A 16,440-nucleotide genomic window follows, 5' to 3' on the forward strand; every position below is an offset into this window, starting at 1 on the left:
TCTAACTATTTTTTAGAAAACTATGATATACAGGAGTTAGTTTTTCTTCGATATAAGAAATTTCGTTACCAGGAAAGTCTATTTTGGTGGAATTCCCCAACCTCGGAAGCTCAGTGATAGGTTGATTATTGCCACCTAAATATTTACTCAATGATTTCAAATCTAATTCCTGATTCACAATATCATCATAATCAACCTTCATACCATATTTTGGTTTAAATAGATTTAAAGAATCATAAAGGACCTTATACGCACGCGCACAATCTGCAATTTCATTATCAAGATAATCATTTGCATCCGGTAGTGGGTCTTCGTAACCTTCTTTATTCTTCAACCGATTCCACTGTTCAAGAATAGCTTCTCTTGCTTCTTTCATTCCTTTTACACTCTGGAGAAATGCAACAGGATGCCTGATAAGCGATATATAAAAACAGTTTTCATTGTGTTTGTAATAAAGGTCATGACGACCGATTTCTATCAGTTTAATTACATCCCAACCCGGGTCATTCAATAACCTTTCTAGCCATTTTGAACTTTCATCCCCCGTGCTAATAATATTAATCTTATTATGTTCAATACGCGCTTCAGGGCTTCTTTTCCTCTCTTTTTGTTGGGGTTTCCAATCATCTGATATGCTGGCATCAATTCCTTTATCCCAGGTAAATGGCTCAAGATATACGTTTGGCAAGTTAAAAATCTTTGATAAAAAAAATGACGCCAGTTTAGTTCCTGTTCTGTTCATTCCTAAAATTATAACTTTCGCCATTATCAGTCCTTTATCAGCAAAGGGATGCACTAACAGCACACCCCTGTTCACTACATATTATTGATATGTTGGTAAGCTTTGCCCAAGAGCATTCAATGCACTAACAATATCGGATAGTTTATAGACATTCCCACTATCATCTTTCAGATAAGTTGCCTTTAATGTCCCTGAGATTTCGACCATTGAGTTTTGTGGTGTACCACTAACAGTAGTACTTCGGCCAATGCGCATGAGGTTATTGGTCCCCTCCTTTTCCAATTTTAATGGAGTTCTGGAGCCAGTCTCATCATCGGTAAACTTCAGCTTGCCAGAGTCACCCTGGTTATATACCCGCCAAATTGAACCAACAGAAGCCGTTGTATTTTCCATCCGGATACCTGAGTCGCCGGATTTCTTGATATGTAACGTTTCTTTAGGAGAGTCTGTCTCTAAGCCTATATCACCATCAGCGGCGATAAAAATGGCACTGGTTGGCGCTCCAGGCTTAATTCTGAATGGTAATTTACTTCCATTAGAGACATCACGAACAAAGAAATTGGTTTCGTTACCAGCGACATCCCAGGATTGTGAAGTGAAGCCGCTCGAACCATCTTGCTCCAAACGCAAAGCAGGAGTATTTCCATCCGTCACCTGAAGCTGTACGGCTGGGTTATTCGTTCCCATACCGATATTGCCACTATCTTTAATATAAATAGCGTTGTTAGATGCACCAGCTTCAATTTTGAATGGCACTTTATTACCCGTGGCATCATCGATTGAGAAAAAGTTCGCGCCACCATTACTGCTGTCGTTAAATGTAAACCGCCAGTCATTATTTGGAAAATTGGCTGATGCACTTGTATCATCAAAATGCATCCGCAAGTTGTTCTCTTTTAAACGAACAGTATCAAAGCTAAAACTCTCATTGCTTGAGCAGTCAATACCAACACACTGGCTTCCTTGGACAACTTGATCTTGGGTAACTACATCGGCAGCCTGAACGAGCATAGGTAAAAGTGCAGCCGTAACTATTAACTTTTTCATAATATCTTCCTTATTCCGCCTCAGCTGTGATAACAAAAACACCATTATTCAAAGCAAAGTGTCCTGTTGCAGAGTCAGATTCAACGATATTACGAATACCGCTACTGCGACCGTCAGTTCCCTCAGCATACTCTTCACCCACCTTAGTGACTGACAGAGCATTAAAGTTATAAGAGCCTGTCTGACCGTTGTTTATTTCATTCGCATGTATGGAAGCATAGCTCCCTGAAAACTCATACTTTTTTATGAAACCCTGAGGTCCAGATACAGAGACTACGATGCTGTTACTACCGGCATCAGAAAAAATAATTTCCGTTTCTGAAATCTGAGGCTGCAATGCATTTGCTGAGCTTGCGGCAAAAGCAATTAATGATAATAATGATATTATCCGCATGATATAATTCCTTTCCTTAGTTCTTGTGAGATATAGGTTATTCACAGGCATGACTACCTTCGCGCTAAGGTAGCAGAAATTAATCAACTTGAAATCGGAACTTTTTGAATTAGTGTATTTTTTCTTATTTTTTCCTTATTTCACATATTCTCTAACTTATTGGTCAGAATTAATAATCAACTGGAAATAAATATTGATAATTTTATTTCCAAATATAACCAATAGTTTTCATTAAATATGCAATAAGCCCCTTATATTTATAGGGCTTATTCACAAGATAAAAATTCACACCGCTACAGGCGCTTTAATATGAGGGTGAGATTCATAGCCGACAATTTCAAAATCTTCGAATTTATAATCAAAAATTGAATCCGGTTTACGATGAATTTTCAATTGTGGTAACGCCAAAGGCTCACGGCTTAATTGCAGGTCCGTTTGCTCCAGGTGATTAGCATACAAATGCACATCTCCACCGGTCCAAACAAAGTCGCCCACTTCCAGATCACACTGCTGCGCGACCATATGAACCAATAAAGCGTAACTGGCGATATTAAAAGGAACGCCTAAAAAGATATCCGCACTGCGCTGATACAGCTGGCAGGATAATTTACCATCGGCCACATAAAACTGGAAAAACGCATGACATGGCGGCAGCGCCATATTATTCACTTCGGCCACGTTCCAGGCACTTACGATGATACGACGAGAGTCCGGGTTGTTTTTGATCTGATCAATGACCTGAGTGATCTGATCAATATGGCCACCATCCGGGGTTGGCCAGGAGCGCCATTGTGAACCATAAACCGGGCCAAGGTTGCCGTCTTCATCGGCCCACTCATCCCAGATACTGACGCCATTTTCCTTCAGGTATCGGATGTTGGTATCGCCACTCAGAAACCACAGCAACTCATGAATAATGGAGCGTAAGTGCAGCTTCTTGGTGGTTACCAACGGAAAACCTTCACTGAGGTCGAAGCGCATCTGATAACCAAAACAGCTGTAAGTACCGGTGCCGGTACGATCTTCTTTAAAGGTGCCGTTTTCGCGTACATGACGCATCAGGTCGAGATATTGTTTCATGCTTCAGTCTCAGTGTGTTCAGTCAATTCAGTTCGCAGCCGCCTGACGTTTATCGCCCCGGTAAGCCCAAACCATAAAGGCAATACCAATAGCGATCATAGGCAGGCTTAACAATTGCCCTCGGCTCATCCAGCCAAACAGGTCAAAGCCAATATGAGCGTCCGGTTCGCGGAAGAACTCCGCAATGCTGCGGAACAAGCCATATCCTATCAGAAATGCCGCACCAACGGCTTTTTGTGGGCGCGGTTTATTCGAAAACCACCACAGAATCACAAACAGCAGGAAGCCTTCTAATGCCGCCTGATACAGCTGCGACGGATGGCGGGGTAAATCACCGCCGCGTGGGAATACCATCGCCCACGGAACCGATTGAGGGTCGGCAACCCGGCCCCATAATTCACCACCAATAAAGTTACCGATACGGCCAAACATCAGACCCAGCGGTACAAATGGCGCGACAAAATCGCCAACATCAAAGAAGTTCTTTTTGTACTTATGACCAAACCACGCCAATGCGGCTAATACCCCTAATAAACCACCGTGGAATGACATACCGCCTTCCCAGACCCGCAGCAGCCATAACGGGTCTTCGAGAAACTGTGGGAAGTTGTAAAACAGCACATAACCACAACGGCCACCCAGGATCACCCCCATGGCACCAAAGAAAATCAGGTCGGATACCTGCTCAGGGGTCCAGCCAGAGCCGGGACGCTTAGCGCGCACATTCGCCAGCCACCAGCTGGTGCCAAACGCCAGCAGGTACATCAGGCCATACCAATGAATTTTTAAGGGCCCAATGGCCAAAGCCACCGGATCGATATCAGGGTAAGTCAGCATAGAAGCATCCCAGCAATTTGATTAAAGCGAAAAACTAACACGGTGTTATGACAGTAAGAAGCGCAATCCAACCACAACCAACAGCACAGCAAAGGCTTTTTTCAGTAATTTTTGGTCAAGGGTATGCGCCAGTTTCGCACCCACTTTGGCGAACGGCACACTGGTCAGTACGATGCCGCCAATCGCCGGCCAATATAAGAAGCCTGTCGTCCATTGTGGTAAATCGGCGTGATTCCAACCCGCAAACACATTGCTTACCGCACCGGTTATCGCAATGGGCAAACCACAAGCCGCCGAGGTAGCGACGGCCTGGCGCATCGGGATTTGCATCCAGGTCAGATAAGGCACGGTAAACGTGCCACCGCCAATACCAAACCAGGCTGAACCAAAACCAACAACGCCACCGGCACTGACTAAGCCAGCATTGCCTGGGCGTGAGCCATCGCTTTTCGGATCAAGCCCAAAGAACATCTTGATTGCCACCAATAACGCAAACACACCGATAATCTTCTGTAATACCGGGCCAGGCACGCTGGTAATCAAAGATACGCCGATTGCAGTTCCCGCAATAATCCCGACACTCATCATGCTTACTAACGGCCAATCGACCGCGCCGTTCTTATGATGCTCACGCACCGAACTAATGGAGGTAAACACAATCGTTGCCAATGAGGTTGCCACGGCCATATGGGTTAATACCGCCTCACTGATGCCCTGGGCAGCAAAGGTCAGTACCAGCACGGGGACAATCACCATGCCACCGCCAATACCAAACAAACCCGCTAATAATCCCGCCACCGCACCAACGGCTAAAAACAGTAAAAAAATCATCATAAAAGCACGCTAAAAATTCAGGCAGGCATTATGCCTTGAAATACCCCCAGCCTACATGCAGTTTTTACAATTGACGGCTTTTACAATAGCCAGACACTGTGGAAAACTCGTACCACAGTCTCATTTTAAATTACAAGGAATGACAAATAACATGAACCCATTGAACTGGAAGACGCCACTCAAGTGGTTGCTGGCGGGCAGCACAATGCTGTTTTCTCACTCTCTGCTGGCGATGAGCCAAACCCCAACACCAGCACCTGTCGATGTGGCTGAAAAAGTTCGTATTACTTATACCGCCGACACCAACCCCGCGAATATTGCTCCCGTTCGTTTGCTGGAAGGCGTCGAGATCTGGCCGGCAGAAAACCAAACAAACCTGAGCCATTACCGGGTGTATTGGGGGGATGTGGCAAAAAATAAGCTAGGTTTGGGTCTTGCCCCGGTGCTCGCCGAAATTCCAGCCAATAACACAGGTGAAAAGCTGGTGTATGAATTCCCGGCCAATTTTAAAATGGAAGTCGGCGCGATTTACGTTTTGGTCTGTAGCGTCAACAAAGATAGCAACGGCAGTGAAGAGCATTGTCCGGCAGAAAACAATCTGGAAAAAGTGACCGACCCGCTGCTCACCATCGCCGGTAATTTAAACGATTTAAAAAGCACCCTGCGCAGTGAACAGAACTTGCCTGGCGTTCAGGTGATGGCGACCTGTGGCGACTTAGTCTGTAATGGCATCGAGACAGTCAACAACTGCCCGGTGGATTGCTCAGACTACAAGCTGGCCTCCTTTAACTATCAAACCCTATGTCACGATATTGAAGAAGTGATTCACCCAACGTCGGTTGAGCAGATTCAGCAAATTATTGCCCGCGCCAACCGCGAGAAAAAACGCGTCAAAATGACCAGTGGTCGGGGCTACAACACCACCTCTGGCTCAGCCACCACCATTGTCTGTAATGACGGTATTGTGCTGGTGATGGATCAATTTAACCAGCAACAACAAGCACTGGGCATGTCGCTGGAAACCTTCGAAGGGACAGAAGTGGTCAACGTGGCCGCCGGTGCCAGCCTGCATGAAGTCGGCGAGTGGTTATTCGAACGTGATAAAGGCTTAGGTTATGTCCACCTGGGATGGCGCGATGTCTCCGTTGCCGGTGCCTTAGGTACATCGGCCCACGGGAGCTCACCGAAAAATCCAAACGTGTTATCCCAACAAGTAGTGTCTATCGATTTAATCGACGCCAGCGGCGCATTAAACACCTATTCACGCGGCACAACTGGCAAAACCGATCCGGATTTATGGAAATCACTGACCACGCATTTGGGTTACCTGGGCGTATTAACGCGTGTTCGTCTGGAAGTATCGGATGCCACCAACACTCAGGTTAAAGTCACCTTCCATGAAGAAGATGAATTGTTCGGTAAAAAAACCGTGCTTGAAGATATTCAGGAATGTGATTATGGCCAATACAACTGGTTCCCTAGCCTGAACCAATATCTGCGTACCTGTGGCAAAACCACCACGGCGGCCGCGGAGCCGGGAGCCAATAATGAGCTGCTGTTTCCGTATGTCGATTTTGATCAGCTGAGTGCTTCCGACACCATGCAGATTTTACAGGTCGGTGCCGCCAAACCTTCCAGTCGCACACACGAAGGCATGGCTTACATGCGTCGTGCAGGCTGGCACCTAACGCCACTGCTGACAAAAACCATCGATGGTAAAAAGCGTTACACTTCTAATGCGGTAGGCCCAACTCATCGTATTACCTCCAGCCATTTGATTAATACCATCGACCGTGAAACCTTCCAGATGGATTGGGAGCTGGCTGTACCCGAGCAGAATATTCAGGCAGCGATGGAATACGTACGTGAATTTAACAACGGTCTGAACGTTAAAAACCGCGAAATTCCGGTGCCTCTGATTGGTATTTTTGTGCGTTTCTCTAAAGTTGGTGATCAGGCGTTAATGGCTTACACCGGCGCCGGCAACGGTTTCGAAAATGGTACCACCGCCGTACACATCGAAATGCCAATTTTTGTGCCGGTTGATCTCAGCGCAGAACAATTTGCTGAATATATGGACCCTTATGAAGAAGTGATGCGTAAGTTAATTACTGACTTCGGTGCGCGTGCGCATTGGGGCAAAAATATGTACGCCGAACAATACGGCAACCAGGATTGGATATTCACCCTGCAGCGTGACCTGGGTGTTTATGGCGATCACTTAGCGCGCTTTAATAAACAAGTCGGCAAGCTGGATCCGAATGGTTTATTCGCCAATAAATTTGGTAAAGCGATTGGGATCGAATATCCAAATTTTGAATATCCGCAAGAATGGTAATTTTCCTTTCGGATAAAGTAATGCGCCCGTTATTAGCGGGCGCATTCTTCATTATTCGATGATTTCGATCGGCTTGCCCGTCTTCACGTCAATCCGCCCTAATGACGGTCCTTCATACTGATTTAAAATCAACGACACCACCTGCTCACCATAACGATCAAACCAGAATTTCCCCATATCACGGATACGGCGAATATTATCCGGGTCAACATCATCCATCGCTTGCTCTGGCGGAAAAGGCATTCCAGGCTGCGCTAATAATTCACTATCGACACGAATATAACTGCCGGGCCGGGTGATGGTTTGTGCCTGATAAGCCACAATCCGTTCATCCGACAGAATATCCAGTATCTGTCCTTTGAGCGCCCACTGAATTGCGCCCCATTTTTGTGATGCTTTGCCATTCACTGGCTGAGTACGGTGTCCGGTACCAACGGATATCACCCGCATCTGATCAATCGTTGTCTGAAAACGTTTACGCGCTTCAGCAATGGCACACATGGTTGGATTGTTCGCCACCACACCACCATCAATTAACCAGGCATCACTGCCATTAATCTGCAGATCTGCCGCTGGGAAAAACGTCGGGGCTGCAGACGTGGCATCCACCACTTGGATACAGGATAAACTCCGGTGTGCTGGCTCGGTGGATTTAATTACGATTGGCGTGCGCGACTGTACACCATAAGACACCACCAACGCTTCTTTATTGTCAGCCACATCACTCAGCGTTGTATTTCCCAGAATCTGATGTAACACGGCCAGTTTTCCGGAGCGTTGGTATTTGGGTGTTAATACACCGGGAAAAAATCTGGCAAGCAAACCACCATTTTTCGTAAACAGTGTTTTTGCAGTCGCTTCACCATGCAACTCATCAATCTCTGCCATGGTATTATTGGTGGTTGCTAATGCCAACGCAATGGTGCCACCAGCACTGGTACCGGCAAAAAAATCGACTTCGTCACGCAGTTTTTTATTATGACGTTTTAATTCTCGCTCAACCTGAGTGAGAAACTGGGTGGTGGCTGCACCACGTACGCCACCACCGTCAAGAGATAAAATCAGCTTGCTCATATCAATACTTCCCTGCCTTAATATTTTTTGCGTTAGAACCAGAATCCGCCTAGTGCGCCTGATCCCAGTTATCGCCAATGCCCGCTTCCACTAACAGAGGCACTTTTAATTCAGCGGCATTTTGCATTTTTTGCTGCAGTTCTGCGGCAAAAGCTTCCGCCTGATCGTCACGCACTTCCAGAATCAATTCATCGTGTACCTGCATTAACAAACGAGCATCGAAGCCAGATTGCGGTAGCCAATCAGCCACCTGAATCATGGCACGTTTAATAATGTCTGCAGCGGTTCCCTGCATCGGCGCGTTAATCGCGGTACGCTCAGCATGTTGGCGGCGCGGCGCATTTTTCGCCCGGATATCCGGCAGGTATAAACGACGTCCAAAGATGGTTTCGACGTAGCCTTTTTCTTTGGCATTTTCGCGGGTGTTGTCCATATACGCCTGAACCCCCGGGTAACGCTGGAAGTACAAGTTCACATAGTCCTGTGCCTCGGCACGACCAATACCCAGCTGCTTCGCCAGACCAAAAGCGGACATGCCATAAATCAAACCAAAGTTAATCGCTTTGGCGCTGCGACGTTGGTTATCGGTGACGTCTTCTTCACTGACTCCAAACACCTCGGCCGCGGTAGCACAGTGCACGTCACGACCTTCCTGAAACGCTTTTAATAAACCTTCGTCATCCGACAAGTGCGCCATAATCCGCAGCTCAACCTGGCTGTAGTCCGCTGCAACCAGCTTATAACCTTCAGGGGCAATAAATGCCTGGCGAATGCGGCGGCCTTCGTCGCTACGAATCGGAATATTCTGCAGGTTGGGATCACTGGAAGATAAACGCCCAGTTGCTGCGACCGCCTGATGATAAGAGGTATGCACTCGCCCGGTTTTGGCATTCATCATTAATGGCAGTTTATCGGTATAGGTGCTTTTTAATTTCGCCAGGCCACGATGTTCAATAATAATGCGCGGTAATTCGAATTCTTCCGCCAATTCCACCAGCACTTCTTCGGCCGTAGACGGCGCACCTTTTGGTGTTTTTTTACGAACGGGCAATTCCAGCTTTTCAAATAAAATAGCGCCGAGCTGTTTTGGCGAAGCCAGGTTAAACACTTCACCGGCAACATCATGTGCTTGTTGCTCTAACTGCTGTAATTTTTGCTCGATCTCACTGCTTTGCTCGTGCAATAAGTCCGCATCAATTAATGCACCCAGCTCTTCCATCTCACACAGAACCGGCATGGCGCCCATTTCGATGTCGGTAAAGACGGTTTTTAACGAATCGACTTTCTCTAATTTTTTCCACAAGGTCTGATGCAAGCGCAGGGTAATATCCGCGTCTTCAGCGGCATAAGGCCCGGCGATTTCAACCTCGACCTGATTAAAGGTCTTTTGTTTTGCACCTTTACCAGCAACTTCTTCAAAGCTGATGCACTTATGGCCCAGATATTTCAGCGCCAGGCTATCCATATCATGGCGAGTAGCGACGGAATTTAAGACATAGGATTCCAGCTGAGTATCAAACGCGACACCTTGTAGTTGAATACCGTGGTTGGCCAACACGTGCATATCGTATTTCATATGCTGGCCGACTTTTTTCTGGTTGTTATCTTCCAGGATGGGCTTTAACAACGCGAGTACCGCATCGCGTTCCAACTGCTGTGGTGCGCCTTCGTAATCGTGAGCCAGCGGTACATAAGCGGCTTTGCCTGCTTCTACCGCAAACGAAACACCGACAATTTCTGCGTCTTTATAATTGAGTGAGGTAGTTTCGGTATCGAAAGCAAATAAGTCAGACGCTTTTAATTTCTTTAACCAGGTATCTAATTGTGCCTGTTCGAAAATAACCTCGTATTCGCCTTCTAATTTGGCGGGCAGGTCATCATCGTCTTCCAATGACTCACTCGCGACAGAAGTCGCAGAACCTGAATCCGCCGTTTTATCAGCATTCCCTTTTCCGGATAGCTCGGCAATCCAGGCTTTAAATTCCATTTGTTGGAATAAGGTTAATAGCTCATCGTTATTCGCCGGTTCAGCCAATAATTCTGTGATGTTTTTTTCCAGTGTCACATCACATTTAATAGTGGCTAATTCTTTTGATAAAAACGCCTGCTCTTTATGTTCTTCCAGACGCGGCGCCAAGGTTTTTGCACCGCGGAAGCTCAGGGTTTTCACCTCGTCGAGGTTGTCGTAAATCGTTTCTAAACTGCCTAACCCGGCCAGCAGACCAACCGCGGTTTTTTCACCCACTTTGGGCACACCCGGGATGTTATCGACCTTATCACCCATCAACGCCAGGAAGTCGATAATCAGCTCTGGGCCAATGCCAAATTTGGCTTTGACGCCGTCGATATCCATAAAGGTATCGGTCATAGTGTTGATCAGAGACACATGTTCGTTCACCAGCTGCGCCATGTCTTTATCGCCGGTGGAAACAATCACATCACGCTTGGCAGCGGTCGCTTGTGCGGCCAGCGTACCAATCACATCATCCGCTTCCACGCCGTCAATAATTAACAGCGGCAACCCCATGGCATGGATAATATTGTGAATCGGTGCAATCTGTTCACGCAGCTCTTCCGGCATCGGCGGGCGATTGGCCTTGTACTCAGCATACATATCGTTGCGGAAGGTTTTTCCTTTGGCATCAAACACCACCACCACTTCGGATTCTGGGTAATCCTTTTGCAGGCGTTTGATCATGCTGATCACACCTTTAATGGCATTGGTATGCAGACCTTTGGAGTTGGTCAGCAACGGAATGGCATGAAACGCTCGGAACAGGTAAGAAGAACCATCAACAAGAATAACAGGCTGAGACATGATATTGATCAAATCCTTGGTTAGGCTTTTATCAGAACGTATCGAATTGGTATAAACAGGCCCGGCAACACGATACACTGGCATTAAACAGAAGGGAGTATTCTACCATGGCGTTTAAGAAAACACTGGCTGTTACCCTGATTTCCGTCGTTGGGTTATTCACATCACTGGCTCAGGCGGAAGACCCGTCGGGCGAAACAGTGACCATCCGGAATGATGGCGATAACACCTATTACGAGTTTCGGGTTAATGGTGAAATCAGCGAAATTAAAGTGGTGCCTAAAATTGGCAAACCGTATTACCTGATTCCGACTCACGACGAAGACGGTGACTTTATGCGCAAGGATGATCCAGAGATGCGGGTTCCAAGTTGGGTAATCTTCCGCTGGTAACCTTAACCCCTACCTGCGTTGCCAATGCTGCGTTAAATTTGATCTCACAATGCTCATTTATTTCAATAAACTGCGCTTGCTCCATCAAATTTGCCTTGCTTTGCCTGCCTCGGTAACGGGGTTAACAGAAATAGCTTAAAACATATTATGTCCGTATACACTCCGCTCACTCAGACCCAGGTCGAACTTTTTATGGCCGGTTTCCCTTTGGGTGAGCTGCAACATTACCAAGGCATCGAAGCCGGTGTCGAAAATACCAACTTTTTTGTCACCACCACTCAGGGCGAGTTTGTCCTGACGTTGTTTGAACAGCATCAGTACGACGAAGTGCGAGAGTTGGTCACGCTGGCACATCATCTGGGCAAGGCTGGGTTACAGGTTCCAGCCCCGCTGGATGATAAACAAGGTGAGTGGTTACACACATTAGAAAATAAGCCTGCTATTTTATGCCACCGCTTGCCTGGCAACCATATTGAGCAGCCGTCTGAAGCACACTGCTTCGCCATTGGTGCCGCGTTAGCTGAGCTGCATCAGGCTGCACGTGATCTGTCACAAAACCGCCCGGATGAACACGGCCTGGAGTGGGCCAGCAGTATGCGAAGTGATTTGGCCGATGACTTATCCACAGCAGAAAAATCCCTGCTGGCCGATGAAATACAGTGGCAGCAAGCCAATCAGGCTCAATGGCAATCACTGCCAACAGGTTGGATTCATGGCGATTTGTTTCACGATAACGCCCTGTTTGTTCGGAGCGAAAGCGCCGATCAGGTGGGTGCTATCCTTGATCTGTACCATGCCAGCTCCGGTGTATTACTGATGGATCTTGCTATTGTCGCCAACGACTGGTGCTGCGATAAACAAGGCAACTGGCTGGGCAATAAACAACAATCTTTGCTCGACGGCTACTGCTCAGTTCGGCCACTCTCTGATGCAGAACTGGCAGGCTGGAATCAAGCACTGCGGGCTGGCGCCTTACGTTGGTGGGTAGGCCGTCTGGCGAACCGTCGCAAGCAACAGCAATCCGGTGCGGAAATGACAGCCATCAAAGATCCCGGCGAGTATCAGGCCAAGCTGGAGAAACATCGGGCCTGATTAGCCATAGAATTCTGAAACTCGCAAACACAAAAAAGCCGCTGCAAACTCATCCTTTGCAGCGGCTTTTTAGTATCGATTATGTCAGCTGTCGATTAACGGCCAGACATGTAGTTGATCGCGCCCAGGATTTCGTCATCTGAACAGGTCGCACAGTTACCTTTTGGAGGCATAGCGTTGATACCGTTGATGGCGTTTGCCAGAGTCTGATCCATACCTTTGCTCAGGCGGTCATCCCATGCAGCTTTGTCGCCATTTTTTGGCGCACCCAGGATGCCAGCACCGTGACAAGCGGCACAAGCGGTGTTGTAAACTTCTTCACCCGAGCGAGGGCCAGACGCTGCGACAACAGCACCACCACATTCAGCACCCACACACACTTCGCCAACTGGCTTGATGCGTTCACGAATCTTGTCGTTCTGAGCGTCTGTGTTAGCGAAGGTTTGCGCCGCTACCAGAGCAGCTGCAGCCAGAATCAAAGCTTTCAGTTGTTTCACGGAAGTGTCCTCTCATAAGCCGCTATGGCTTATCCATTTATTAAAATAATAAAAGTTAAAATCGGCGGGCATTATAACGGCATTTTGTGGGGGTTTAAATTCTGATCGCCCATAAAGCACTGATCAAACTCAAAACTTGGTCACTTTTCGTGCGGTTTCCTGCCCTGAGCCTTGTTGATGACTGGCTTTCACGCATGGTCACTCATGTTACAGTCAGCTAAGGTTAAGCTTTCAGGCATCATATTGCCGACGATATCAGCGTCACCTGTTATGGAAACCACCATGAAACGCCGCCATCTACTCACATTATTACCCGCTGCCCTGTTAGTACCCAGCGGTTTGTTATTGCCAGCCTACGCCACTCGCGCAGAAACCGAGTTTGAGCGCTACAAACGCCAGCAACAAGCGGGTGTGGATAACTTAAAACGTGACTGGCAGCGCTACCGTAGCAACTATCGCCAGGCCTATCGCAGTTATCAGCGCAAAGTCAGCGCGATTTGGGCCTCCCCTGAGTTGTCAGGAAAAACCCAATGGGTTGAATATGGCAACGACCTGAAAACCAAACGTGTGGTCGACTTTGAGCGCAATGAAGTACGGCTGTCGTTCACCAATATTGATGGTGCACGCTTATCTGAAAAACGCATCCGCGCTGAATTTGAAAAGGTAATCGCCGCCACCATTGGCAAGTCCTATCAGCATGATCCGGTATTAGGGGATGCCGCCGGTAAGCAAGCACCCACATCGGCTGATAGTGTCACCCAGATCGCGGCAGACGATATCAATCGCTTATTAGAGCAGGCGAAACAACAGCAGGAAACAACCCGTAAAGGGGATGTGATTACCGTCACCATTCCTCTGAACGCCGATGCTGTGCCACAACGCGCCCAAGGCTATCTGCCTGCGGTAAAAGCCGCTGCCCGCAAATGGAATGTCCCCGTGCCGCTGGTCCTCGCCATTATGCAAACCGAATCGGCGTTCAACCCGATGGCACGCAGCCATATTCCGGCCTTTGGCCTGATGCAGATTGTCCCGGGCAGCGCCGGTCGTGATGCCAGCAAACATGCCTACGGCCGTGAGCGTTTATTATCCGGCTCCGAACTGTTTCAGCCAGAAACCAATATTGAACTGGGATGCGCCTACCTGAACCTGCTGGATACCCGTTATTTAAAAGCCATTACTAACCCCAGGAGCCGCCAGTTCTGCACCATTGCCGCCTACAACACAGGGGCAGGCAATGTCGCCCGTGCCTTTAGTGGCAACACCTCGGTATCGGCTGCGGCCAAACGTATCAATGCCATGACACCCACTCAGGTGTATGCGCATTTACGTCAAAACTTAAAGTACGAAGAAGCGCGCAATTATATTTATAAAGTGACGCAGGCCATGCCCGCGTATCAGGCATAGATTTCATATCGGGATACAATCATGCAACCCAAAGTTTTTTTATTACTCACCGGTGACGAACTGCTTAGCGGTGATGTTGTCGACAGCAACAGCGCCATGCTGGCTGATCAGTTGGCAACACTGGGGCTGCGGCCAGGTAAAAAAGTGACTGTCGGTGACGACATGGCTGATTTAGTCATTGAAATGAACGCCCTGACAGAAGCGGCCGATGTTCTGATTATGAATGGTGGTCTTGGGCCAACCGAAGACGATAAAACGGCACAGGCATTGGCAGAAGTATTGGGTGTTGAGCTGGAAGAAAATCCCATTGCTCTGGCACAGATCGAACAATGGTGTGCCCAACGTAATTACCCAATGAACCCGGCGAATCAGAAACAAGCCCTGCTGCCCAAAGGTGTCAACATCATTGAAAATACCCGTGGCAGTGCCCCCGGTTTTTATTGTGAACACAATCAATGCCTGATGTTTTTTACTCCCGGCGTGCCACACGAATTAAAAGCCATGACCGAGCTGGCGATTTTGCCTGCCATTCAGCAACAGTTCACAACCATTGAGCCACACTCCACCAAGCGTCTGCAGGTATTTGGTATCGGAGAATCTTCGCTGCAATTGAAGTTACGCAAACACATTGCTGATTGGCCAGAGGATGTGGAGTTAGGTTTTCGTGCCGCCAGTGCCCAGGTTGAAGTAAAACTCACCGCACGCACACAAGCCGCCGAAAACAAACTCGATGATCTGGCACAGCGGGTCAAACAGGTATTAGGCGCTCATGTGATCGGTGAAGGTTCGGTTCAGTTGGCTCAGCTATTGGTTGAACAACTGGCAGCACAAGGTCAAACCCTCACTACAGCCGAATCCTGTACTGGCGGTTTAATTGCTTCGCGTATCACGGGCATCGCCGGTTCTTCGGCAGTATTTGGTGCGGGTTTTGTCACCTACTCCAATGAAATGAAGCAACAGATGATTGCAGTGCAGGAGTCTACATTGGCTGAACATGGTGCAGTATCTGAAGCCGTTGTTGCGGAAATGGCTCGTGGCGCACTGGCCAAAAGCGGCAGTGACTGGGCCGTTGCGGTGAGTGGCATTGCCGGGCCAGGCGGCGGCAGTGACGACAAGCCGGTGGGCACCGTGTGGCTGGCCTGGGGCCATAGCCAAAATCTTAAAACGGTGAAACTGTTTTTACCGTTTGAAAGAAAGCGCTTTCAGCATTTTGTTGCCAACGCCGCACTGGATCTGATCCGGCGGGAGGTATTAAACATTGAGGAAAAGCCCAACTATTTTCCCTGAGGCTTGTTAGAAGTGACCGCACCACGTTAGAGTAATTGTATTCATCACAGGAAAAGATCTATGAAATCCTACATTCAAGTTATTGGCCTGGCACTGATGCTGCCTTTGTTATCGCTACACACGGGTTGCACTCTGAAAGTGGCGGCCCCGGAAAAACCCATCACCATCAACCTCAACGTGAAAATCGAGCATGAGGTACGGGTTAAGGTCGAAAAAGACCTGGAAAATTTGTTTGAGTCTGAAGACGATTTGTTCTGATCACAGCATAAGGAATATCACTATGAAAAATTTGACTGTATTACTGACCGCCATGCTGTTTTCCCTGTCGGCCTGGGCACTGGATCTGGGCACCGCTAAAAGCCAGAAGCTGGTAGGCGAGAAAAATAATGGTTACCTGGGTTTATTGGTTAGCAGCAATACCGATGCTGCGGCACTCATTGCAGAAATCAATAACAAGCGCAAAGCGAAATACCAGCAGATAGCCAACAAACAAAACACCCAGCTGGCAAACATAGAAAAAATTGCCGGAGAAAAACTGACCACCAAAGCCAAAGCGGCAGGTCAGGCTTATCAGGACGCTAACGGCAGCTGGGTCAAATAACTC

16 protein-coding genes are annotated in these 16,440 nt (G+C 47.9%); 7 read left to right on the top strand and 9 right to left on the bottom strand.

The features are described from left to right. Window position 1: 1 nt before the first annotated feature. The 6 genes from KFF03_RS16995 to KFF03_RS17020 all read right to left on the bottom strand — a co-directional run bounded on the left by KFF03_RS16995 (window position 2) and on the right by KFF03_RS17020 (window position 4,934). Complete coding sequence (locus KFF03_RS16995; protein WP_255858113.1) at window positions 2-766, bottom strand: sulfotransferase; 765 nt, start codon at window positions 764-766, stop codon at window positions 2-4. A 57-nt stretch (window positions 767-823) separates the two neighbouring features. Beyond that, on the bottom strand, window positions 824-1,789 hold the full coding sequence (locus KFF03_RS17000; RefSeq protein ID WP_255858114.1) for a hypothetical protein: 966 nt from the start codon (window positions 1,787-1,789) through the stop codon (window positions 824-826). Window positions 1,790-1,799: 10 nt separating this feature from the next. Beyond that, window positions 1,800-2,234 (bottom strand): hypothetical protein, encoded by a 435-nt coding sequence (locus KFF03_RS17005; RefSeq protein WP_255858115.1) that lies wholly within the window; start codon window positions 2,232-2,234, stop codon window positions 1,800-1,802. 234 nt (window positions 2,235-2,468) lie between these two features. After that, window positions 2,469-3,263: a thymidylate synthase gene (gene thyA / locus KFF03_RS17010; RefSeq protein ID WP_255858116.1), complete on the bottom strand. Its 795-nt coding sequence runs from the start codon at window positions 3,261-3,263 to the stop codon at window positions 2,469-2,471. Window positions 3,264-3,290: 27 nt separating this feature from the next. After that, window positions 3,291-4,100: a prolipoprotein diacylglyceryl transferase gene (lgt, locus tag KFF03_RS17015; RefSeq protein WP_255858117.1), complete on the bottom strand. Its 810-nt coding sequence runs from the start codon at window positions 4,098-4,100 to the stop codon at window positions 3,291-3,293. Window positions 4,101-4,145: 45 nt separating this feature from the next. Continuing rightward, window positions 4,146-4,934, bottom strand: a complete 789-nt coding sequence (locus KFF03_RS17020; protein WP_370647418.1) for a sulfite exporter TauE/SafE family protein — start codon at window positions 4,932-4,934, stop codon at window positions 4,146-4,148. Between the two features lie 151 nt (window positions 4,935-5,085). Here KFF03_RS17020 and KFF03_RS17025 point away from each other — a divergent pair, with 151 nt between their 5' ends. Beyond that, entirely contained in the window at window positions 5,086-7,272 is a 2,187-nt protein-coding gene (locus tag KFF03_RS17025; RefSeq protein WP_255858118.1) for an FAD-binding protein, read from the top strand. A 51-nt stretch (window positions 7,273-7,323) separates the two neighbouring features. Here KFF03_RS17025 and KFF03_RS17030 read toward each other — a convergent pair whose 3' ends face one another. Next, on the bottom strand, window positions 7,324-8,346 hold the full coding sequence (locus tag KFF03_RS17030) for a patatin-like phospholipase family protein (RefSeq protein WP_255858119.1): 1,023 nt from the start codon (window positions 8,344-8,346) through the stop codon (window positions 7,324-7,326). A 49-nt stretch (window positions 8,347-8,395) separates the two neighbouring features. Then, a complete protein-coding gene (polA, locus tag KFF03_RS17035; RefSeq protein WP_255858120.1) occupies window positions 8,396-11,164 on the bottom strand; it encodes a DNA polymerase I in 2,769 nt (922 codons plus the stop codon). Between the two features lie 107 nt (window positions 11,165-11,271). Here polA and KFF03_RS17040 point away from each other — a divergent pair, with 107 nt between their 5' ends. Both KFF03_RS17040 and KFF03_RS17045 read left to right on the top strand, forming a co-directional pair. Continuing rightward, entirely contained in the window at window positions 11,272-11,556 is a 285-nt protein-coding gene (locus KFF03_RS17040) for a DUF2782 domain-containing protein (RefSeq protein WP_255858121.1), read from the top strand. Window positions 11,557-11,703: 147 nt separating this feature from the next. Beyond that, window positions 11,704-12,648, top strand: a complete 945-nt coding sequence (locus tag KFF03_RS17045) for a homoserine kinase (RefSeq protein ID WP_255858122.1) — start codon at window positions 11,704-11,706, stop codon at window positions 12,646-12,648. Window positions 12,649-12,743: 95 nt separating this feature from the next. On the opposite strand, the gene KFF03_RS17050 is transcribed toward KFF03_RS17045, so the two are convergent. Further along, window positions 12,744-13,145: a cytochrome c5 family protein gene (locus tag KFF03_RS17050; protein WP_255858123.1), complete on the bottom strand. Its 402-nt coding sequence runs from the start codon at window positions 13,143-13,145 to the stop codon at window positions 12,744-12,746. Window positions 13,146-13,427: 282 nt separating this feature from the next. On the opposite strand from KFF03_RS17050, the gene KFF03_RS17055 reads away from it, so the two are divergent. The 4 genes from KFF03_RS17055 to KFF03_RS17070 are packed head-to-tail and all read left to right on the top strand — an operon-like array spanning window position 13,428 to window position 16,437. Next, window positions 13,428-14,549 carry a transglycosylase SLT domain-containing protein gene (locus KFF03_RS17055; protein WP_255858124.1) on the top strand — a complete coding sequence of 374 codons (1,122 nt, stop codon included), beginning with the start codon at window positions 13,428-13,430 and terminating at the stop codon, window positions 14,547-14,549. A gap of 21 nt (window positions 14,550-14,570) precedes the next feature. Then, window positions 14,571-15,836: a CinA family nicotinamide mononucleotide deamidase-related protein gene (locus tag KFF03_RS17060; protein ID WP_255858125.1), complete on the top strand. Its 1,266-nt coding sequence runs from the start codon at window positions 14,571-14,573 to the stop codon at window positions 15,834-15,836. A gap of 60 nt (window positions 15,837-15,896) precedes the next feature. After that, complete coding sequence (locus tag KFF03_RS17065; protein WP_370647419.1) at window positions 15,897-16,094, top strand: YnbE family lipoprotein; 198 nt, start codon at window positions 15,897-15,899, stop codon at window positions 16,092-16,094. 22 nt (window positions 16,095-16,116) lie between these two features. Beyond that, window positions 16,117-16,437, top strand: a complete 321-nt coding sequence (locus KFF03_RS17070; RefSeq protein ID WP_255858126.1) for a YdbL family protein — start codon at window positions 16,117-16,119, stop codon at window positions 16,435-16,437. Window positions 16,438-16,440 lie beyond the last annotated feature (3 nt).

Source organism: Bacterioplanoides sp. SCSIO 12839 (assembly GCF_024397975.1).
GTDB lineage: Bacteria > Pseudomonadota > Gammaproteobacteria > Pseudomonadales > Oceanobacteraceae > Bacterioplanoides.